The organism is Mesorhizobium sp. P160927, from assembly GCF_057766385.1.
Genome location: NZ_JBYMDW010000001.1, coordinates 3,487,185 through 3,507,483 on the forward strand (window position 1 = coordinate 3,487,185; position 20,299 = coordinate 3,507,483).

At 63.4% G+C, this 20,299-nt stretch carries 24 protein-coding genes and 1 pseudogene; 14 read left to right on the top strand and 11 right to left on the bottom strand.

The annotated features are described in order from the left end of the window. The first annotated feature begins 63 nt into the window (after window positions 1–63). Window positions 64–729 (top strand): TIGR02117 family protein, encoded by a 666-nt coding sequence (locus AC3CB8_RS16880; protein WP_352565188.1) that lies wholly within the window; start codon window positions 64–66, stop codon window positions 727–729. An 18-nt stretch (window positions 730–747) separates the two neighbouring features. On the opposite strand, the gene AC3CB8_RS16885 is transcribed toward AC3CB8_RS16880, so the two are convergent. Both AC3CB8_RS16885 and AC3CB8_RS16890 read right to left on the bottom strand, forming a co-directional pair. After that, the gene (locus tag AC3CB8_RS16885) at window positions 748–1,986 is read right to left on the bottom strand and encodes an FAD-dependent monooxygenase (RefSeq protein ID WP_352565190.1); all 1,239 of its coding nucleotides are present in this window, start codon (window positions 1,984–1,986) and stop codon (window positions 748–750) included. Window positions 1,987–1,996: 10 nt separating this feature from the next. After that, on the bottom strand, window positions 1,997–2,242 hold the full coding sequence (locus AC3CB8_RS16890) for a zinc-finger domain-containing protein (RefSeq protein WP_015318409.1): 246 nt from the start codon (window positions 2,240–2,242) through the stop codon (window positions 1,997–1,999). A 167-nt stretch (window positions 2,243–2,409) separates the two neighbouring features. On the opposite strand from AC3CB8_RS16890, the gene AC3CB8_RS16895 reads away from it, so the two are divergent. Continuing rightward, window positions 2,410–4,602: an RNA degradosome polyphosphate kinase gene (locus AC3CB8_RS16895; RefSeq protein ID WP_023795269.1), complete on the top strand. Its 2,193-nt coding sequence runs from the start codon at window positions 2,410–2,412 to the stop codon at window positions 4,600–4,602. Beyond that, window positions 4,602–6,137 (top strand): exopolyphosphatase, encoded by a 1,536-nt coding sequence (ppx, locus tag AC3CB8_RS16900; protein WP_023773475.1) that lies wholly within the window; start codon window positions 4,602–4,604, stop codon window positions 6,135–6,137. Before AC3CB8_RS16895 ends, ppx begins: the two co-directional genes overlap by 1 nt. Here ppx and AC3CB8_RS16905 read toward each other — a convergent pair whose 3' ends face one another. From AC3CB8_RS16905 to AC3CB8_RS16925, 5 genes are all read right to left on the bottom strand, one after another. Beyond that, complete coding sequence (locus tag AC3CB8_RS16905; protein WP_352565192.1) at window positions 6,138–6,560, bottom strand: DoxX family protein; 423 nt, start codon at window positions 6,558–6,560, stop codon at window positions 6,138–6,140. It abuts the gene before it with no gap. A gap of 216 nt (window positions 6,561–6,776) precedes the next feature. Further along, complete coding sequence (locus AC3CB8_RS16910) at window positions 6,777–7,199, bottom strand: DoxX family protein (RefSeq protein ID WP_023795267.1); 423 nt, start codon at window positions 7,197–7,199, stop codon at window positions 6,777–6,779. A 178-nt stretch (window positions 7,200–7,377) separates the two neighbouring features. Next, window positions 7,378–8,775: a class II fumarate hydratase gene (fumC, locus tag AC3CB8_RS16915; RefSeq protein ID WP_023773478.1), complete on the bottom strand. Its 1,398-nt coding sequence runs from the start codon at window positions 8,773–8,775 to the stop codon at window positions 7,378–7,380. A gap of 134 nt (window positions 8,776–8,909) precedes the next feature. Next, entirely contained in the window at window positions 8,910–9,683 is a 774-nt protein-coding gene (locus AC3CB8_RS16920; protein ID WP_023782950.1) for an SDR family NAD(P)-dependent oxidoreductase, read from the bottom strand. A 225-nt stretch (window positions 9,684–9,908) separates the two neighbouring features. Continuing rightward, complete coding sequence (locus AC3CB8_RS16925) at window positions 9,909–10,682, bottom strand: NIPSNAP family protein (RefSeq protein WP_023773480.1); 774 nt, start codon at window positions 10,680–10,682, stop codon at window positions 9,909–9,911. A 149-nt stretch (window positions 10,683–10,831) separates the two neighbouring features. Here AC3CB8_RS16925 and AC3CB8_RS16930 point away from each other — a divergent pair, with 149 nt between their 5' ends. Continuing rightward, window positions 10,832–11,464 (top strand): TetR/AcrR family transcriptional regulator, encoded by a 633-nt coding sequence (locus AC3CB8_RS16930; RefSeq protein WP_051407659.1) that lies wholly within the window; start codon window positions 10,832–10,834, stop codon window positions 11,462–11,464. Between the two features lie 277 nt (window positions 11,465–11,741). Then, on the top strand, window positions 11,742–11,864 hold the full coding sequence (locus tag AC3CB8_RS16935; protein ID WP_023773482.1) for a hypothetical protein: 123 nt from the start codon (window positions 11,742–11,744) through the stop codon (window positions 11,862–11,864). Window positions 11,865–11,892: 28 nt separating this feature from the next. On the opposite strand, the gene AC3CB8_RS16940 is transcribed toward AC3CB8_RS16935, so the two are convergent. Continuing rightward, window positions 11,893–12,078: a CsbD family protein gene (locus AC3CB8_RS16940; RefSeq protein ID WP_015318399.1), complete on the bottom strand. Its 186-nt coding sequence runs from the start codon at window positions 12,076–12,078 to the stop codon at window positions 11,893–11,895. A gap of 167 nt (window positions 12,079–12,245) precedes the next feature. On the opposite strand from AC3CB8_RS16940, the gene AC3CB8_RS16945 reads away from it, so the two are divergent. From AC3CB8_RS16945 to AC3CB8_RS16980, 8 genes and pseudogenes are all read left to right on the top strand, one after another. After that, the gene (locus AC3CB8_RS16945) at window positions 12,246–12,914 is read left to right on the top strand and encodes a glutathione S-transferase family protein (RefSeq protein ID WP_023773484.1); all 669 of its coding nucleotides are present in this window, start codon (window positions 12,246–12,248) and stop codon (window positions 12,912–12,914) included. Between the two features lie 83 nt (window positions 12,915–12,997). After that, window positions 12,998–13,750 carry an SDR family NAD(P)-dependent oxidoreductase gene (locus tag AC3CB8_RS16950; protein ID WP_352565196.1) on the top strand — a complete coding sequence of 251 codons (753 nt, stop codon included), beginning with the start codon at window positions 12,998–13,000 and terminating at the stop codon, window positions 13,748–13,750. Between the two features lie 276 nt (window positions 13,751–14,026). Beyond that, the gene (locus AC3CB8_RS16955; RefSeq protein WP_010915421.1) at window positions 14,027–14,236 is read left to right on the top strand and encodes a cold-shock protein; all 210 of its coding nucleotides are present in this window, start codon (window positions 14,027–14,029) and stop codon (window positions 14,234–14,236) included. A 343-nt stretch (window positions 14,237–14,579) separates the two neighbouring features. Then, complete coding sequence (locus tag AC3CB8_RS16960; RefSeq protein WP_023773486.1) at window positions 14,580–14,807, top strand: hypothetical protein; 228 nt, start codon at window positions 14,580–14,582, stop codon at window positions 14,805–14,807. Continuing rightward, complete coding sequence (locus tag AC3CB8_RS16965) at window positions 14,807–15,214, top strand: hypothetical protein (RefSeq protein ID WP_023773487.1); 408 nt, start codon at window positions 14,807–14,809, stop codon at window positions 15,212–15,214. The genes AC3CB8_RS16960 and AC3CB8_RS16965 overlap by 1 nt, the downstream gene beginning before the upstream one ends. A gap of 1 nt (window position 15,215) precedes the next feature. Beyond that, window positions 15,216–15,383 (top strand): hypothetical protein, encoded by a 168-nt coding sequence (locus AC3CB8_RS16970; RefSeq protein ID WP_023773488.1) that lies wholly within the window; start codon window positions 15,216–15,218, stop codon window positions 15,381–15,383. A 100-nt stretch (window positions 15,384–15,483) separates the two neighbouring features. Further along, complete coding sequence (locus AC3CB8_RS16975) at window positions 15,484–15,771, top strand: YkgJ family cysteine cluster protein (protein WP_352565218.1); 288 nt, start codon at window positions 15,484–15,486, stop codon at window positions 15,769–15,771. 192 nt (window positions 15,772–15,963) lie between these two features. After that, window positions 15,964–16,576, top strand: a pseudogene (locus tag AC3CB8_RS16980) (LysE family translocator). A gap of 14 nt (window positions 16,577–16,590) precedes the next feature. Here AC3CB8_RS16980 and AC3CB8_RS16985 read toward each other — a convergent pair. Together AC3CB8_RS16985 and AC3CB8_RS16990 are read right to left on the bottom strand one after the other, a co-directional pair. Beyond that, window positions 16,591–16,977, bottom strand: a complete 387-nt coding sequence (locus tag AC3CB8_RS16985; RefSeq protein WP_023773491.1) for a nuclear transport factor 2 family protein — start codon at window positions 16,975–16,977, stop codon at window positions 16,591–16,593. A 17-nt stretch (window positions 16,978–16,994) separates the two neighbouring features. Beyond that, on the bottom strand, window positions 16,995–17,429 hold the full coding sequence (locus AC3CB8_RS16990; RefSeq protein WP_023773492.1) for an OsmC family protein: 435 nt from the start codon (window positions 17,427–17,429) through the stop codon (window positions 16,995–16,997). A 184-nt stretch (window positions 17,430–17,613) separates the two neighbouring features. Between AC3CB8_RS16990 and AC3CB8_RS16995 the strand changes: the two genes are divergently transcribed. Then, complete coding sequence (locus tag AC3CB8_RS16995; RefSeq protein WP_023773493.1) at window positions 17,614–18,225, top strand: TetR/AcrR family transcriptional regulator; 612 nt, start codon at window positions 17,614–17,616, stop codon at window positions 18,223–18,225. Between the two features lie 407 nt (window positions 18,226–18,632). On the opposite strand, the gene groL is transcribed toward AC3CB8_RS16995, so the two are convergent. Next, entirely contained in the window at window positions 18,633–20,288 is a 1,656-nt protein-coding gene (gene groL, locus AC3CB8_RS17000; RefSeq protein ID WP_352551260.1) for a chaperonin GroEL, read from the bottom strand. Between the last annotated feature and the right edge of the window lie 11 nt (window positions 20,289–20,299).

Sequence of the window (20,299 nt, forward strand, 5' to 3'; positions counted from 1 at the left end):
CTCTGGCCGATCGAATAATGATCTTCTTCATTGAGCCGCGAATGGACACGCGAAGCCGCGCCGATGAGAAAACTCCTGCGTTTCCTGGCCATGCTGGTTGCAGCACTGGTGCTCGCCGTGTCGCTCGGCACGCTGGTGCCGCGCCCGCTCTGGCCGGCAGCCGCAGCGGGCGAGGGCATCATGCACATATTGGTGCTGAAAAATCCGATCCACACCGACATCGCCATTCCGGTGGATGACGAGGTGCGCCGGCGCTTCCATTTTCTGGCCGATGCCGGCCTGCCTTCAGATGCGCCCGATGTGCGCTACCTCGTCTTCGGCTGGGGCGGGCGCGCCTTCTACCTGGAAACGCCGACATGGTCGCAATTGAAGGCGCTGCCCGCATTCAAGGCTTTGACGCTCGATGCGTCGGTGATCCATGTCGACGTCGCCGGCAATATTCCCGAGCCGCACCCCGATGTCGCAGGCTTCGACGTGGGCGAAGACCGTTTTGCCGCATTGCTCGATTTCATCGAAGCGAGCTTTCAGCAGGGGCCGAACGGCCCGATCGTCGTCGACAATGCCGGCTACTCCAATTTTGACCGCTTGTATGAGGCGAATGGCCATTTCAACGCGCTGATCGGTTGCAACACCTGGACGGCGGCTGCACTGCGCACTGCCGGCCTGCGCACCGGCTGGTGGAACCCGCTGCCGGTTTCGCTTGGGCTGTCGATGCGGCTGTATAATTAGCTTTGCCGCTGGCTCCTTTCACCGAGGGATGATCCGCTGCTGCTCCCACCCGTAAAGCCAGTCCAGATCGGCTGCGAGCTTCTCTCCCGGTCGCGCCGCCAGAAACAGATTGCGGGCCAACGCCACCGGGCCATGGGCATGCCAGGCAAGCCGGTTGAGCGCGCCGCGACGGATGACCTTGGCGATGCGCGACCGCCGCAGGTTCTCCCAGATGATGAGGCTTTGCGTCAGGTCGCCGGGGATGTCGGCGACGAGGTTGGCCAGCGTCGCGGCGTCCTCGATCGCCATGGCAGCACCTTGCGCCGCGAACGGCGTCATCGCGTGCGCGGCGTCGCCGATCAGCGCGATGCCTTCCGGCACAGTCCAGCGTCGCTGCTCGACCGTGTGGATGGGGAAGGCGGTCCACGGGCCAGCGAATTCCACTAATTGCGCCAGCGCCGGCGCGGTGCGGCGCATGGCGCCCGAAAGGATGGCGGGGTCGGCACTGCGTGACCACCCCTCGGCGATGCGCTCGCCCCGGGTGAAGGCGGCAAGGTTGAAGGCGCTACCCCTGCTGACGGGGTAGGCGACCATGTGGAATCCCGGGTGCAGGAAGGTGGTGACGCAGTCGGTGGCGCCGATCGCGGCGAAGGCTCGCCCCGCCTCGTTGTCCGCGCTCACCGTCGCCCGCCAGGCCAGTTCGCCGGAGAAATGGCTGTTCGCGAAGCCGGCTCCGCTGCCTGGACTGGCAAACCTCCGCACCGCTGACCAGACGCCATCGGCGCCGACCAGCAGAGATCCTTGGATATCGATGACCTTGCGGCCGACCCCGTCTGTCCTGGTGATAACGAGTGAACCGGAGGCCACGCTGCTGACCTGCGCACCGGTGGTGAGATGGATGTCGGGCAGTTGCGCAACGCGCCCCATCAGGGCGTCTTGCAGATCCGCCCGGTGCGCCAGGAGATAGGGCGCGCGCCAGCGTTCCTCGCCGGCTCCGCCAAGCGGCACGCGTGCCAGTTGGCGCAGGCTCGCGGCGTCCTTCAGCACCACGGCTTCCGGCCGGACGGCATTGGCAAGAAGCGTGTCGAGTACGCCAAGCTGGCGCAGTATGCGCGTCGCGTTAGGAGAGAGCTGGATGCCGGCGCCCGCCGCTTCGAGGCGCTGCGCCTGTTCGAACACCCTCACGGAATAGCCGCGTTCGGCAAAGGCAATCGCTGCTGTCAGCCCGGCGATGCCAGCCCCGGCGATCACGACCTGCCGGGACTGCGTCTCGCTCATGATCGGAAGGTCAGGCGGCCTGGTCGATGTAGAGACAACCCGCCGGCAGCGTTTCGGTCGCCTTCAGCTTCGGCGAATAGCGATAGAGGGTCGAGCAGTAAGGGCAGACTTTCTCATTGTCGTCGCCCATGTCGAGAAAAACATGCGGATGGTCGAAAGGCGGGTTGGCGCCCGTGCACATGAATTCCTTGACCCCGATGTCGATCGCCGGGTGGCCCGCATCGTTCTGGAAATGGGGAATGGAACCGCCTGCCATCGTCGTCTCCTTAACGCAGTCGCTCTGCATCTGGATCATATCAAGTCTGTTTGCAAGTTCGATGAAATCAAACTGTCGCAAAAGCCTGTCAGAGAACTGTCGCAAAAGCCTGCCACAGGATAAGTTAAGCCGGTTAACCGGCTGAGGCGGGCGGAAGAGCAGGAATCATGAACGAACTGAAGCCGGTACAGAGCGAATTCAACAATGTCGCGGCAGCGAGCCCGGAAGGCAATCCGGACCGCTTCGTCAATCGCGAATTCTCCTGGCTGCAGTTCAATCGCCGCGTTCTCGAGGAATCGCTGAACACCCATCACCCGCTGCTGGAGCGCGTCCGCTTCCTGTCGATCTCGGCCGCCAATCTCGACGAATTCTTCATGGTGCGCGTCGCCGGCCTTGCCGGCCAGGTGCGCGAAGGCATCGTGCTGAAGAGCCCGGACGGACGCACTCCCGAACAGCAGCTCGAACAATTGCTGCGTGAGGTCGAGCGGCTGCAGGAGGACCAGCAGAAGAGCCTGTCGGCCCTCACGGTGCTGCTCAACAAGGAAGGCATCGAAACCATCACCCGCGACGCGCTGACCAAGGACGAGAAGGTCTGGCTGGAAGACCATTTCCAGGAGCAGGTGTTTCCCGTGCTGACCCCGCTCTCGATCGACCCGGCGCATCCGTTCCCGTTCATTCCCAATCTCGGCTTCTCGATGGCGTTGCAGCTTCGCCATCGCAAGAATGGCGAGGAGATGAGCGCGCTCTTGCGCCTGCCGGTGGCGCTGAAGCGCTTCATCCGCCTGCCGGACCGCAAGCACCATGTCCGCTTCATCCCGCTGGAGGAGGCGGTCGGCCTTTACATCGGCAAGCTCTTCCCCGGCTACGAGGTCAAGGGTTCCGGCACGTTCCGCATCATTCGTGACAGCGACATCGAGGTCGAAGAGGAATCGGAAGATCTCGTGCGTCTGTTCGAAACGGCGCTGAAGCGCCGCCGCCGCGGTTCGGTCATCCGAATCGAATTCGACAAGCTGATGCCCGGGGAATTGCGCGATTTTGTCGCCGGCGAGCTTGGCGTCTCGTCGAGCCGCATCAGTGTGCTCACCGGGCCGCTGGCGCTCAGCCAGATCTCCGAGATCGTCTCCGTTCCCCGCGACGACCTGAAATTCATCCCCTACAACCCACGTTTTCCCGAGCGTATCCGCGAGCATGGCGGCGACTGTTTCGCCGCCATTCGCGAGAAGGACATCGTCGTCCATCACCCCTATGAGTCGTTCGACGTGGTGGTGCAGTTCCTGCGCCAGGCAATGGCCGATCCCGAAGTGGTGGCGATCAAGCAGACGCTCTATCGCACCTCCAACGACAGCCCGATCGTGCGTGCTCTGGTTGATGCGGCCGAAGCCGGCAAGTCGGTGACGGCGCTGGTCGAGCTCAAGGCGCGTTTCGACGAGGAGGCCAACATCCGCTGGGCGCGCGATCTCGAACGTGCCGGCGTCCAGGTCGTGTTCGGGTTCCTCGAACTCAAGACCCACGCCAAGATGTCGCTGGTGGTGCGGCGCGAGGACGGCAAGCTGCGCAATTACGTCCATCTCGGCACCGGCAACTACCACCCGGTCACCGCGCGCATCTACACCGACCTGTCCTTCTTCACCACCGACCCGACGATCGCCCGCGATGTCGCCCAATTGTTCAATTTCATCACCGGCTATGCCGAGCCGACCGCCGAGATGCGGCTGGCGATCTCGCCGTTCACGCTGAGGAACCGCATCCTCCAGCACATTTCGGACGAGGTCACCCATGCGTTGGAGGGACGGCCGGCGCGTATCTGGATGAAGATGAACGCGCTCGTCGATCCCATCATCATCGATGCGCTCTACGATGCAAGCCGCGCCGGAGTGGAGATCGACCTCGTCGTGCGCGGCATCTGCTGCCTGCGGCCGCAGGTGCCGGGCCTGTCGGAAAACATCAGGGTCAAGTCGATCGTCGGCCGGTTCCTCGAGCACAGCCGCATCTACTGCTTCGGCAACGGCCACGGCCTCCCGTCGGACGAGGCGATCGTCTACATCTCCTCGGCCGACCTCATGCCGCGCAATCTCGACCGCCGCGTCGAGACCATGGTGCCGATCACCAATCCAACTGTGCATGAACAGATTCTGGGCCAGATCATGCTGGGCAACATCATGGACAATCAGCAAAGTTTCGACGTATTGGCTGATGGAACCTCCCGGCGCGTGGTGCTGGAGGAGGGCGAGGAACAGTTCAACGCGCAGGAATATTTCATGACCAATCCGAGCCTGTCGGGACGGGGTGACGCGCTGAAATCGCATGCGCCCAAGCGAATAGCCCAGTTCAAGCGCCGCAAGAAGAACGCCACCACCTGATGCTGTCCAATTCCCAGGGCCGGCTGCAGGACCGCCGACCGCTGTCCATCATCGACATCGGCTCCAATTCGATCCGTCTCGTCGTCTATGAGGGGCTGGCGCGCTCGCCGACCATGCTGTTCAACGAAAAGATGCTGGCCGGCCTCGGCCGCGGCATCGTGTCGACGGGGAAGCTAGACCCGGAGGGGGTGGCGCGCTCGATGGAGGAGTTTCGCCGTTTCCGCGCGCTCTCCGACCAGGCTGGCGCCGAACACATGTACGTGCTGGCAACCGCCGCCGCCCGCGAGGCGATCAACGGTCCTGATTTCATCCATCGCGCCGAGGATGTGCTCAAGACCGAAATCCGTGTGCTCTCCGGCCGCCAGGAAGCGCATTATTCCGCGCTCGGCGTCATCTCCGGCTTCCACCCGGCCAACGGCATTGCCGGCGACCTTGGCGGCGGCAGCCTCGAACTCATAGACATTGATGGCGAGGCGATCGGCGACGGTATCACGCTGCCGCTCGGCGGCCTGCGCCTGCAGGACATGGCGAAGAACTCGCTCGTCCAGGCACAGAAGATCGCGCGCCAGGAACTGGCCCGGGCCAAGCTCTTGAAGGGCGGACAAGGCAGGACTTTCTACGCTGTTGGCGGCACTTGGCGAAACCTCGCCAGGCTGCATATGGAGATGAACAACTACCCGCTCGGCGTCATGCACCACTACGAAATATCGGCCGAGAGCGCTCAGAACTTCCTCAAGCAGGTGACCAGGGGCGAAGTCGAAAAGGTGAGGGGTATCGAGGGTGTCTCCAAGAACCGCCGCTCGCTGCTGCCCTATGGCGCTCTCGTGCTGCAGGAGATCATGACGGCGATGCAGCCGTCCAGGATCATCGTTTCGGCGCAAGGCGTGCGTGAGGGTTTCCTCTATTCGCTCCTCGATGAGGCCGAGCAGAAGGCCGATCCGCTGATCTCGGCCGCCGAGGAGCTTGCGCTTCTGCGCTCGCGTTCGGTCCATCACGCGCATGACCTGGTCGAATGGACCGGCAAGGCTTTCAAGGCGTTCGGCATCGACGAGACGGAAGACGAAGCGCGCTATCGCCATGCCGCCTGCCTGCTCGCCGATATCGGCTGGCGCGCTCATCCGGAATATCGCGGCAAGCAGTCGCTCAACATCATCGCGCATGCCTCGTTCATCGGTGTCGATCACCCCGGCCGCGCCTACCTGGCGCTGACCAACGCCTACCGTCATGATGGCGTCTTCAATGAATTGGTGGCGCCCGAAATCAAGGCGCTGGCGCCGCCGCGCCTGCTGGAGCGCGCCCGCGTGCTGGCAGCGATGATGCGCGTCGTCTATCTGCTGACGGCCGCCATGCCCGGCATCATGCCGAGGCTGAAATGGGAAAGCCGCCCGAACGGCGCGCTGGCGCTAGTACTACCGGCTTCGCTCTCCAACCTGTACGGCGAGCGCCCGGCCGGCCGGCTGGCGCAACTGGCGCGCATCACCAACCGGCGTCTGGTGCTGGCGGTCGAGGGCGGGCAGAGCGTGTCGGCGAAATAGTCAAGTCGCGTCGGCGCCGATGCCGAAGCCGCGACTGTCGGCCGACCATGCGCCGGCGCCGGCCATGGCAAGCGCCAGGAACCCACCCGATATCGCGATATCCTTCATCAGCATCTGCTGGTGCAGGAAGGCGAGCGTCGCATCCTCGGCGCCTTGGCCGTAATGGCCGATATAGCCGGCCGCGACGCAGAAGCCGGCCAGCAGGAGTGCCACGATCCGCGCCTGCAAACCAACGAGGATCAGCAGCCCCGCGATCAACTCGAAAAGGCCAGTGCCCCAGGCGGCGAGCGCTGGCAACGGCAGGCCGAGACCGGCGAAATAGCTGGTGGTGCCGGCAATGTTGGCGAGCGCCTGGAAGCCGGACGGCACGAACAGCACGGCAAACAACAGCCGCGAAACCAGAAGCAATGCACTGCGACCCATGGCTCCCTCCCTTGCCGGCACGGTCGCCGGCGCCGTTGCAATCTAATGCATGTTGCCCGGGAGTGTCCTCGCTTCCGGGACAATGACATGCATAAAATCACAAGCTTACAGCAGGGTGGGCGAATTGCCGCGACATGCTGTAGGCCTGTGATCCCATAACGAAAAAGCGGCGCGGACAATTCCGCGCCGCTCATTTCAGGTCCTTGGAGGAAAACCTCAGCCGCGCTTGGCGTCGATCGAATATGCGCCGGCACCCGAGGAGGCCAGCAGCAGGAAACCGCCGGTGATGGCGACATTCTTGAGGAACTGGATCATCTGCATCTGGTCGGCCCAGCCGGTGTGGGCGACCAGCCCGGTCGCGATCGTGAAGATCGCGAGCACCCAGGCGGCGACCCTGGTCTGGAAACCGACGAGGACGGCAAGGCCGCCAAGCAGCTCGATCAATCCGACGATGACGGCCGTCGCCGTTGGTACCGGCAGGCCGAGGCCGCCGAAATAGGCGGCGGTGCCGGAAATGGCTGTGAGCTTGCCGAATCCGGAAAGCAGAAAAATGACCGCGAGCAGGATACGGCCGATGAGGATGGTGACGGAGCTGTTGGATGCGGTGCCGCTGCCGGCGAAGGAGGTGTTTGTGGACATGGTGGCTCTCCGAAAGAGGTTGATGCCCCATCAGATAGACCATGCCGACTGTTCACCAAAGCCGCCTGTCCGGCGACACATTGTTCACAGGGCATACGTTTCTGTGAGCCGGTAAAAAACGGAAATTCGTGTCAATCGATGCGCTGGAGTGAGGACATTCTCCCGCCGAAAAATGCCTTCACCCCGGATGCGTCATGTCCTGCGGCCGCACCAGGCGGTCATAGTCGGCCTCGCTGACCAGTCCGGTTGCCAACGCTTCCTCGCGCAACGTCGTCCCTTTCTTGTGCGCGGTCTTGGCGATCTTGGCGGCGTTGTCGTAGCCGATGGTGGGCGCAAGCGCAGTCACCAGCATCAGCGAACGGTCGAGCGCCGCCTTGATGTTGTCCTCTCGCGCCTCGATGCCGACGACGCAATTGTCGGTGAAGGAGACCGAAGCGTCGGCGAGCAACTGCACCGACTGCAGGAAATTGTAGGCCATTAGCGGATTGTAGACGTTGAGCTCGAAATGGCCCTGGCTGCCGGCGAAGGTCAGCGCCGCATTGTTGCCGAACACCTGCACGCAGACCTGCGTCATCGCCTCGCACTGGGTAGGATTGACCTTGCCCGGCATGATCGAGGAGCCCGGTTCATTTTCCGGCAGCGACAATTCGCCGAGGCCCGAGCGCGGGCCGGAGCCGAGGAAACGGATGTCGTTGGCGATCTTGAACAGTGCCGCGGCCGCGGCGTTGATGGCACCGTGCGAGAACACCATGGAATCATGGGCGGCGAGCGCCTCGAACTTGTTCGGCGCGGTGACGAAGGCGACGCCGGTAATGGCGGCGATGCGATCGGCCACCCGCTCGGCGAAACCGACCGGCGCATTGAGGCCGGTGCCGACGGCGGTGCCGCCCTGCGCCAGTTCCTGCAAGCCGGGCAGCGTCTGCTCGATGCGCTTGATCGAGGAGGCGACCTGCGCCGCATAGCCGGAGAATTCCTGGCCCAGCGTCAGCGGCGTGGCATCCTGCGTGTGGGTGCGGCCGATCTTGATGATGTGGTTGAAATCCCGGCTCTTGGCGGCGAGCGCCTTGTGCAGGTGGTGCAGCGCGGGGATCAGGTCATGTATGATCCGTTCGGCGCAGGCGATGTGCATGGCCGTCGGATAGGTGTCGTTGGAGGACTGGCTCATATTGACATGGTCGTTGGGGTGGACCGGCTTTTTCGAGCCCATGACGCCGCCCAGCATCTCGATCGCGCGGTTCGAGATCACCTCGTTGGCGTTCATGTTGGACTGCGTGCCCGAGCCGGTCTGCCAAACCACCAGCGGAAAGTGGTCGTTGAGCTTGCCGTCGATGACCTCCTGCGCGGCCTCGATGATCGGTTTGCCGATAACCGGATCGAGCCGCTTGAGTTCCATGTTGGCTTCCGCCGCCGCCCGCTTGACGATGCCCAGCGCGCGCACGATCGAAGCCGGCTGCTTCTCCCAACCGATCTTGAAATTGCCGAGGGAACGCTGCGCCTGCGCGCCCCAATAACGGTCGGCGGCGACCTCGATGGGGCCGAACGTATCGGTTTCGGTTCTCGTCTTTTGCGTGCTCACGGCAAGGCTCCGGTCTGTCGATTTGGGCAACGGCGTATCGCGTTGCACAAATGGCTTCAAGCGGAGAATGCGAACGGTAAGGATGCAAATCGGTTGAAGCTATAGCCGGTCTCCCCTATCGCGGCGGAGATGACTCACCCCGCCGTATACCCCCCGTCAATCGCAAAGATGCCGCCGCTGGTCCAGGCGGCATCATCGCTGGCGAGATGGACCGCCATCCCGGCGAGGTCGTCAGGGCGGCCGATGCGGCCGAGGGGATAGCTGCGCTCGACATAGGCTTTCAGTTCCGCCTGTGCCTCGGCCGGCAGGTTGTCGACAGTCTTGCGCCGCATTGCCGTGTCCACCGTACCGGGTGCGATTGCGTTGACGCGGATGCCGCGCGGGCCGAGTTCGAAGGCCAGCGATTTGGTCAGCGAGTTCAACGCGCCTTTCGACAGGGAGTAGAGGCTTGATGGCCGCTTCGGGATCATCTTGTTGGCGAAATAGGAGGAGATGTTGATGACGGATGCACCTGCACCGAGATGCGGCAGCAGCCCCTGGGTGAGGAAGAAGGCCGCCGTCACATTGAGCGCGAAAGAGTGCTGGAACTGTGCCTCGCTGACACTCTCGAACGGCACGAGATAGGCGACACCGGCATTGTTGACGAGAACGTCGAGTGGCCGGCCGGATTCTTTCACCTGCTCGACGACCGCTGCGAGGCCGGGGCTGGTGGCGAGATCGGCCGACAATATCGCCACCATGCCATTCGAGCCGAGGGCCGTCAGCTTATGGCGAGCGGTGTCGAGTTTGCCCGCGTCGCGGCCGACGATCAGGACATCGGCGCCCTCGTGCAGGAATGCCTCGGCGATCGCCAGGCCGATGCCGTCCGATCCGCCGGTGACCACCGCCCGCTTGCCGCGAAGCCTCATCACGCACCTCACCATGCGTTTGCCCTCAAACAGAGGGATCGCACCGCAAGTCCGTGACGGGGTCAAGCCATCAGGCTATCCAAGGGTATGAACTTCGGCCGGCGTTCGGCGCAAGCGCCCGACCTGATCCCGTCTCGTCTGGGCGCAAAATTGCGGTCGCGATCCCATTGGGAGGACCCGGCCTTTGTCGCCTCGGCGATGACGGGACAATTGACCGGCCGCTGATCACCGCAACAGCGACCGGGCCGTGGGCGCCAGCCGCAATGTCTCGACCGGCTTTATGCTGATGGCCTGCATGTTTTGGCCAAGCGCCTGCCACACCGGCGAAGTGGCGAGGCGATGGCTGGCATGGGCATCGCCGTCGGGGAAGCCGATAACGGTCATGAAGACGTTTTCGCCGGCGCGCACGGGAAGTCGCGGGAAGGTGTTTGCGGCTGGCTCCGTCAGGAAGGCGCCCAGCAGACGCGCGGCGGTCTGGGCAAGCCGCGCAACCATCTCCGCCCGGAAGCGCCCGGCGAGGTCGGCGCCGATGCCCGACCGCAAATGATGAATCGAAATCTCAACCAGGCTGGGCAACCCGCTCCGTTCGCTTGTGCTTTTGGCCGTGTCGGCCGTTGGCCGGTGCAATCCTGACAGATCGAAACCGGCATCCGGCCACGCCGGCCGCAGCAGCAACACATCGTCGGAATCGATCATCGTCGCGTTTGCGGCGTCGCGGTGCGCCGCCCATACCGGGCCGTCATAGAACGCACTCAGAGCGTCCTTGCGCGCATCCATGCTCTCGAAACCGCGCATCCAGACGAACATATCGGGGCGGTCTAGATCGCGGAACTGGCCGATGATGGTCATCCCCGCGTCTTCCTGGCTTTCGATGAACTGCGTGTCGAAGATATCGATCAACGTTTCGCGCCGGCCCGGCTTCAACGTGTACTGCCGCAATTCGACGATCGGCGAGGTGAGTACCGCCGGCTTAGGCGTGGCATTCGGGATCGGGTTCATCCGCGGAGTCTCCAAAACAGGTTGATCATCCTGTTTATAAACAGACCGGTTGCCCTGTTTTGTCAACATGCTATCCTTCGACAATGTCAGCAGAGCTCAACATCCGGCCGCGGCGAGTCCGAGGTAAACGCATCAATGACCCCGAAGGCATGCGCCGCAAAGTGCTCGATGTCGCCGAGGCGGCGTTTCAGGCACGCGGCTACCATGCTTCCAGCCTCGGCGACCTGATGGCGGCGGCAGGCGTCAGCGGTGGCGCCTTGCATCATCATTTCCCGACCAAGAAGGCGCTGGCGCTGGCGGTCATCGACGAGCGCGTGGCGGCGGCGGTCGAGGAGACGTGGATCGCGCCGGTGCGGCAGGCGGTTTCGGCTCGCGAGGGCGTGCGTCAAGTGTTCGACGCCGTGGCGGCGGAACTGGAACGGCAAGGTTTCGTGCGCGGTTGCCCTCTCAACAATCTGGCGCATGAACTGTCGCTCGCCGATCCCGAATTTCGGAATGCTCTTGCCGGCGTCTTTTCGGCCTGGCGCCAGGCGATCGCCGACAAGATCAGGGCCGACCAGCGGGAGGGCAGGGAGCAAGGCACGGATCCCGAGCATTTTGCGGTGTTTGCGGTCGCCGCCTATTCCGGCGCCATGTCGATGGCCAAGACAGCGCAGGACGCCGGCCCCTTGCGCGATTGCGTTGCGGCGCTGGAGCGGAGCGCCTCGCTCGCCGCATCACCGCAGGGCGAGCCGGTGGCGAGGCGACGTCGCAGGGTGCTGCGCCGGCACGGCGCTACTTGAGGCAGGTGGATCGCTAGGGCCCGGCTATGTGGCCGATGTCTCGACCAACTGGACGGACAGACGCCGCTTGTGCTGAATTCCCCGATGATGAATCGACTTCCGTCCCTATTGTTTTCACGACGTGGTTTTCTGGTGTGCAGCGATGCGGACCGCCAGGCCTTGCTGCCCGCCCTGAAGGGCTAGAACGTCGTTGCCGTCTTTCCACGGTCACCAGCACGAGGTGCCGATGATCTATCAACGCGCCGGCCTCGATCTCTTCAAGCCGAAAGCCGCCTAGATGGGCGGCTTCGCCTTGGCACGTGTCACCAGCAACAGCCTGGATGTCGTGCTGGGCGAAGCCGGCGACGATCATGGCGACGTGATTTTCACCAACGCTTTCAGCAAATCGCTGAAGACGTGAAAAGGGCCGCTCGACGCGGCCCCTTTCCTCAGCGGTCAAGCGATTTCTTGACCTTGTCCTTCGCGTCGCCATAGGCCTTCTGCACCTTGCCGGTGGCCTTGTCTGCCATGCCTTCTGCCTGCGTCTGCCTATCGCCGGTCACTTTGCCGGCGGCTTGCTTGACCGAGCCTTTTACCTGCTTGGCCGCACCGGCGACCTGATCCTTGTTCACCATTTTCTCATCTCCCGGGTTTGGTTCGCCTTGGCAAACGAGCCGGCACGGTTTCGGTTCCAACAGCCGCCGCTTATGTCGGCGAAACAGGGTGTCTTTCGGGCGCCGCGCCGGCAGGCTAGGGTGCCGGCCAGCGCACTCCGCAAGGAGCAAACCGCCAAGGGGGACAAATGTCGGAATTCACGCTCTATATCGGCAACAAGTGCTTCTCGTCCTGGTCGCTCAGGCCCTGGGTGGCGATGCGGCACCTGGAGATACCGTTCGAAGAGGTCTTGGTGCGGCTGCGCACCCCCGAGACCGCCGCCAACCTGGCGAAAGTGTCGCCGACAGGTCAGGTCCCTGTCTTGGTTCACAAGTCCTCGAATCACACTGGCGGAATGGTCTGGGAAACCCTTGCCATCCTTGAATACCTCGCCGATCTCTTTCCGGAGAAAAAGCTCTGGCCGGCCGATATCGGCGCCCGGGCGCTAGCGCGTTCGGCGGCGACCGAGATGCATTCCGGTTTTCGCGAAGTCCGCTATGGCTGGCCGATGAACTTGCGCCGACCGAGGGCCCACAAGCCACTCGACGCCGAGGGCGAGGCGCAACGCACCCGCATCGAAGCGCTGTGGCGCGAGTGCCGCGAGAAACACGGCAAGGGCGGCCCGTTTCTGTTCGGCCATTTCACCGCGGCCGACGCCATGTATGCGCCTGTCGTCACCCGCTTCGACACCTATGGCGGGGATCTGGCGCCCGATACCAGGGCCTATGTCGACGCGATCCTCGCGCTGCCGGCGATGCGCCAGTGGTATGCGGAAGCGGCGAAGGAGCCGTGGCCGGAGCCGGGGCCGGACGAATAGGACCTCTCTGCGAAGCGGCCTTCCCCGTTTATCGGGACGGCCTATCTAGGAGCATTGGCGCGGCGCCTTTTGGAGATGTTGCAATGAGCGTTTCTTACATGCTTGCCGGCAAGGTTGCTCTCGTCACCGGCGCCTCCTCGGGCATTGGCGAGGCGACGGCTGCGGCATTGGCCGCTGCCGGGGCAAGGGTGGCGGTCGCCGCCCGTCGGGTCGAGAGGCTCGAAGCTCTGGCCGCCCGCATCGAAAAAATCGGCGGAACGGCTTTGCGCATCGAGGCCGACGTCACCAGCAGCGACGATGTCGCGGCCATGGTCGGGAAGGTCGTGGCCGAATGGGGTCAGCTAGACATCCTCGTCAACAATGCCGGCGTGATGCTGCTCTCGCCGGCAGCGGAGGCAACGCTCGACGACTGGCGTCATATGGTGGAACTCAACCTGTTGGCGCTCATGGGCGTCACGAAGGCGGCGCTGCCGCATCTCAAGGTTGCCAAGGGCCATATCGTCAATGTCTCGTCGGTCGCCGGCCGCGTCGCCAATCCCGGCGCCAGCGGTTACGCGGCGACGAAATTTGGTGTCGTCGGTTTTTCGGAATCACTGCGGCGCGAAGTTTATGCCGACAAGGTTCGCGTCACCGTGATCGAGCCCGGCCTCGTGCGCACGGAGCTTGGCGACCATATCACCAACGCTGCCTCGAAGGCGGGGCTGGACCAGCGCCTCGCCACGATGGAAGCGCTGACCGCCGAGGATGTCGCCGCCGCCATCCTCTATGCCGTCGGTCAGCCGGCGCGCGTCAACGTCAACGAGATCGTCATCAGACCGACCGACCAGGAACGCTGAGCGGCCGCCGGCAACGCTCAGGTGCGGGCGCTTGTTCACCATGGATGTTGGCCAGATGACGCGCTTTCAGCCGTCGAATTCTCGGATCGATGGCGCAACATTTGACAGGCGTCTGAAACACGCGTAGAAGAAAGTTGTCGATATTTGTTTGACTGACTTTTGTTATCCGCGCTTCCGAGCGCGCCTTTGACGAACTTCCCACATCAAAAATCGAGACAAACGACGTTGTGCATCCGCATAACGGCGAACGAATATTTGCCATGGAAAGGGTTCGTCATGAGCACCGGCACAGTTAAGTGGTTCAACGCCACCAAGGGTTTTGGTTTTATTCAGCCTGACGACGGCTCCGCCGACGTTTTTGTTCACATCTCGGCCGTGGAACGCGCCGGCATGCGCGACATCGTCGAAGGCCAGAAGCTCGGCTACGAGATGGTCCGCGACAACAAGTCGGGCAAGATGTCCGCCGACCAGTTGAAGGCGGCCTGAAGAAAGAATTCAGCCGTCCCGGTGACCACGGATGTACTGGCACCGGTGAACGGCGAATTCGGGCGCATGGCCACGGGAACCTGAGTTTCCACGGCCTGTGCTGCCCATCAGGAGCTAGCCATGTGCATCCAGTTGGATGCGCGGCGCTCCCAGGGAAGGTCAGGCGGTGCCTGGCCTTTTTCATTTTACGCTTGTTGCCGCCGAAAATGCGCTGCGCATTGGGCCGAACGTGCTAAGGGACGCTCCAGCATCTTGAATCCGCTGCCGCATCGCTTTGTGCATGGTCCGGACCGAAGACCCGGTCTCGTCCTATCGGCACCAGGCTCCTGACAGGAGAAAGATTTTGACCGCCCATTCGAAGACAGCCGTCGATCCGGCCGTGTCGCTGTTCAGCAAAACGCAAACCCAGTCGATGTCGCTTAACCGCATCATTTCCGAACGCGACGCCGTCAGCGAAGCGCGGGAAGCCAAGACCGCGCGCCTGCGCGAGTTGCGGCTGGAGAAGGAGGCCGACGCGATGGCGGCCGCCGCGGCACTCGCGGCGCTGCCGAAACGAGCCGGAAAACGCTGATGGCCACCAAGCGCGTACCGCAAACGCCAATCGCGGCCGATGTGACCATCGCCGATATGGTCGAGACCTTGGACAAGCCGGTCGAATATGTCCGGCGCGTGCTGGAAAAGCTCGAACGCTGCAAGCGCGCCCATGGCGATGCCCAGGTGCGCGTCGGCGTGCGCGGCCGGGCCGAGTGCCCGAACTACCTCATCGAGTATGTCCGCGAAGACGCCAAGACCCGTGAGCGGGTCACCTATCAGGATGCCGCCTATAGCGGCAGCACGCATCGTGAGCTGGCGGCGCACCACATCGCGGAAGCCAGGAATTGGTCGCCCGAGGAAATGAACATCACGGCGGTTTCGGCGTTGATCGGCCGCTTGCGCAATCCGCGCGCACCATCATCGCGTTTCGCCGACGAGGATTGAAATGGCCATAAAATTCTCCGCCAAGGACCAGCCGGCAGCACCGGCTCCCGCCGCAAAGCCGGCCAAGCCGGTTGTCGCGCCGAAGGCCGCCGAGGCCGACCAGGCAGCGACCGATCTTTTCAAGTCGCCAGCGGACGCACCGAAGGGCAAGACCGGCAAGAAGAAGTAGCGCCTTGCCGCGGGACACCGATCGCAATCTTGCGAAGCCGGGGCTGATTGCCCAGCCAGCCACGACCAGCCTGCCGTCGGCTCAACCAGGCATCGCTCCCATGTTCGATTGCCAGAGCTGCGGCGCGTGCTGTTCCTATTCAGCCGAGTGGCCGCGCTTTTCGACCGAGGACGATGCGCAGCTCGACCGTATTCCGGAGAAATACGTGGCGGCCGACCTGTCGGGCATGCGCTGTGACGGCGTGCGCTGTTCGGCCCTGTCTGGCGAAGTCGGCAAGTCGACCGCTTGCACGATCTATGACCTGCGCCCGGATGTCTGCCGCGCCTGCATGCCTGGCGACGACGAGTGCCTGATGGCGCGCCGGGCGCTCGGATTTTCCGCCTCTTAGCGGCGGCTTCCTGGCGGCGAATGCATGTCGCCCGAAGCGTCCTCGGTTCCGGGACAGCGACATGCAGAAAATCGGAAGCTTACAGCAGGTCGGCGAATCCTGTCGCCGCGACATGCTGTAATTACTGGTCGCTTGTGCACACCCCGCTTGCTGGCTAGGCTGCGTCAGGGTAGGGCGCCGGAGGAAATCATCGTGAGCATCGAATTTCTGTTGACGTCGCTGATCGTCGTGGCTTCGCCGGGAACCGGCGTACTCTATACGCTGAGCGCCGGGCTTTCGCGTGGTGCGCGGGCCTCGATCATTGCCGCCTTCGGCTGCACGCTCGGCATCATCCCGCATATGGCGGCCGCCATCACCGGCCTGGCGGCGCTGCTGCACACCAGTGCTGTCGCCTTCGAGACGCTGAAATATCTGGGCGTCGCCTATCTGCTCTACATGGCCTGGAACACGCTGAAGGAAAAAGGCGGCCTGAGCGTCGACGACAATGTCGCGCCGCGCTCGGCTGGCAAGGTGATCGCCACCGGCATCCTCGTCAACGTGCTCAATCCGAAACTGTCGATCTTCTTCTTCGCCTTCCTGCCGCAATTCGTCAGCACCACCGAAACCCAACGCACTGTCGAAGATGCTGGAGCTCAGCTCGGTCTTCATGTTTTTGACCTTCGTGGTTTTTGTCGGCTACGGCATCTTCGCGGCGTCGATCCGCAGCCATGTCGTGTCGCGGCCAATGGTGCTGACCTGGATGCGCCGGACTTTTGCCGGCGCCTTCGTCATGCTCGGCGCCAAGCTGGCGCTGGCGGATAGGTGACCGAGGCGCTTGGTCTAGCCCTTGACATAACCCATCGCCTCGACGATCCGCCCGTCCGCGACGCGCATCAGGTTGACGCCGCGCAGCGAATTGCCGTCGGCCATCCAGTAGCGCCAGCGGACCGTGGCGCGGTCGCCGGCCACGAAAGTCTCTTCGAGGTCGAAGCGCGTACCGGGTGCGGCGGCGATCGCCGACCACAGCTCGACGCATGCTGCCTTGCCGGCGCGGCGCGCGCCGTCCGGTGCCGGCGTGGTGTTCTCGATCACGCAGTCCTGCGCCACCAGATCGTCGAGAGCCGAGGGATCGTGACGCTGGAACACATCGTTATAGCGCCGCATGATTTCAGCCGTTTCGCCGGAGCGGCTGGCCGTGGTGATGTCGATGATCAATTCCTGGGTCATGCGATTTCTCCTTCCGTTCAGTGACTTATGAGCTTCGCTTTCAGCGTGATCGTGGCGACGCCGGCCAGCGCCCGCGAGACGAGGCATCGCGCCTTGGCCGACTGCGCCAGCCGCTCGAAGTCGGCGGCGGCGAGCCCGGGGACGTTCGCCTCCGTCTCCAATTCAACGCGGGTAATGGTCGGCCCGGCCGCGGTGGCGCCCAGATGCACCTTGGCGATCGTGTGGATGTCGCTTGCGATGTGACCTTCGCTGCCGAGGATGGCGGTGAGCGCCATCGAGAAGCAGCCGGCATGGGCGGCCGCGATCAGTTCCTCCGGATTGGTGCCGGGCCCGTTTTCGAAGCGGGACGGGAATGAGTAGGGACCCTCGAACGCGCCGCTGCCCAGCCGGAGCCGTCCGGAACCTTCCTTAAGCGGGCCGTGCCATTCGGCCGATGCTTCGCGAATTGTCATTGCTACGTCTCCTCTGCTTGATGAAATGAAGGCTCCGCGACCGCTTCGCGAGCCAGGACGCCGTCTTGCCCTTCCCGCCAATACATCTATCTCTGTCACATATATAGACCGATTTACATATTATGTAGACCGATTGTCATATTGCGGGCAAGGGCTATAATGCGCACTCCTGACAGAGGTTGACATGGCGACGCACACACGCACGCGGATGATCGAGGCGACGGCACTGCTATTGCGGCGGCGCGGCTATCACGGCACGTCGCTCAACGATATCTTGAGCGCCAGCGGCGCGCCGCGCGGCTCGCTTTACTTCCACTTTCCCGGCGGCAAGGATCAGCTGGTCGTCGAGGTGACGCGCGCCAGCGTCGCCGAGGTAACCGAGCGTCTGGGCGAGGCTTTGGCCGCCGAACGCGACCCTGCGGTCGCCGTCCACCACATCTATCAATCGGTGGGACGCATGCTGGAAGACAATGAGTTCTCACTGGGCTGCCCGGTCGCGCCGGTCGTGCTGGACTCGCCAGGCGATGTGCCCGACCTTGTCGAACTGTGCCGCTCTGCATTCGAACAGTGGATCGGCTTGCTGCGTGAGGCTTTCGTCAGGGCAGGAGTGCCCGAGCGTCGCGCGCAGGCACTGGCGCTGCTGGTCGAGTCTTCGCTGGAAGGCTTGATGGTGATTGCCCGCGCCACCCGCGACCGCTCATCGCTCAACGCCGTTGCCGATGAGGTGGCCGTCCTTATCGAGCAGGCCGTGCTCGCCGGCAAGGCGCCCCAGCAAGCGGAGACTGCCGCTGTCTGACCGGTAGTCCCAACTACCGCGGTGGAGCACCAGCCTCAAGACGCAAAGAAAAGGGCGACCACTCGGCCGCCCCTTCAATAATTGTCGAGGATGGACTTCTTAGAAGTCCATGCCGCCACTCAAGCCCGCTTGCGGGCTTGAGCAACTTGGATTCATGGGCGCGCTTTATGGACTTCTTAGAAGTCCATACCGCCACTCAAGCCCGCTTGCGGGCTTGAGCAACTTGGATTCATGGGCGTGCTTTATGGACTTCTTAGAAGTCCATACCGCCACTCAAGCCCGCTTGCGGGCTTGAGCAACTTGGATTCATGGGCGTGCTTTATGGACTTCTTAGAAGTCCATACCGCCACTCAAGCCCGCTTGCGGGCTTGAGCAACTTGGATTCATGGGCGTGCTTTATGGACTTCTTAGAAGTCCATACCGCCCATGCCGCCCATGCCGCCGCCGCCCATGCCGCCAGGCATGCCGCCGGCGCCAGAGTCCTTCTTCGGAGCTTCGGCGATCATGGCTTCGGTGGTGACGAGCAGGCCGGCGACCGAGGCCGCGTCCTGGAGGGCCGTGCGCACGACCTTGACCGGATCGACGATACCCATGACGATCATGTCGCCATATTCGCCGGTCTGGGCGTTGTAGCCGAAGGTCGCGCCCTTGTTCTCAAGGATCTTGCCGGCAACGATCGAGGCTTCCGCACCAGCGTTGGCCGCGATCTGGCGGGCCGGAGCCTGCAGCGCACGACGCACGATGTTGATGCCGGCGGCCTGGTCGGCGTTGACGCCGGTCACCTTGATGTTGGCCGAAGCGCGCAGCAGGGCAACGCCACCGCCAGCAACGATGCCTTCTTCCACGGCCGCGCGGGTCGCGTTGAGGGCGTCATCGACGCGGTCCTTCTTTTCCTTGACTTCGACTTCCGTCGCACCGCCGACGCGGATCACCGCAACGCCGCCGGCGAGCTTCGCCAGACGTTCCTGCAGCTTCTCCTTGTCGTAGTCCGAGGTGGTCTCCTCGATCTGCTGCTTGATCTGGGCGACGCGGCCCTGGATCTCGGCTTTCTTGCCGGCGCCGTCGACGATGGTGGTGTTCTCCTTGGAGATCGACACCTTCTTGGCGCGGCCGAGCATGTTGAGGCCGACATTCTCGAGCTTGATGCCGAGGTCTTCCGAAATGACCTGGCCACCGGTCAGGATGGCGATGTCTTCCAGCATGGCCTTGCGGCGATCACCGAAGCCCGGCGCCTTGACGGCGGCGATCTTCAGGCCACCACGCAGCTTGTTGACGACCAGCGTGGCGAGCGCCTCGCCTTCGACGTCTTCCGAGATGATGAGCAGCGGCTTCGAGGTCTGCACGACGGCTTCGAGGACCGGCAGCATCGCCTGCAGGTTGGAGAGCTTCTTCTCGTGCAGGAGGATGTAGACGTCCTCCAGCTCGGCAACCATCTTGTCGGCGTTGGTCACGAAGTAGGGCGAGAGATAGCCGCGGTCGAACTGCATGCCTTCGACGACTTCGAGTTCGGTCTCGGCGGTCTTGGCTTCCTCAACCGTGATGACCCCTTCGTTGCCGACCTTCTGCATCGCTTCAGCGATCATCTTGCCGACCGACTCGTCGCCATTGGCCGAGATCGTGCCGACCTGGGCGACTTCCTCGGAAGTCTTGATCTTCTTGGCGGCCTTGCCGAGAGCAGCGACCACTTCGGTGACGGCGAGATCGATGCCGCGCTTCAGGTCCATCGGGTTCATGCCGGCGGCAACCGATTTGTGGCCTTCCTGGACGATCGACTGCGCCAGAACGGTCGCGGTCGTGGTGCCGTCGCCGGCGATGTCGTTGGTCTTCGAAGCAACTTCGCGGACCATCTGCGCGCCCATGTTCTCGAACTTGTCTTCAAGTTCGATTTCCTTGGCGACGGTGACGCCGTCCTTGGTGATGCGCGGGGCGCCGAACGACTTGTCGATGACGACGTTGCGGCCCTTGGGACCGAGCGTGACCTTCACCGCGTCGGCGAGGATGTTGACGCCGCGCAGCATGCGCTCACGGGCATCGCGGGAGAATTTTACGTCTTTGGCAGCCATGTTTTAGCTCC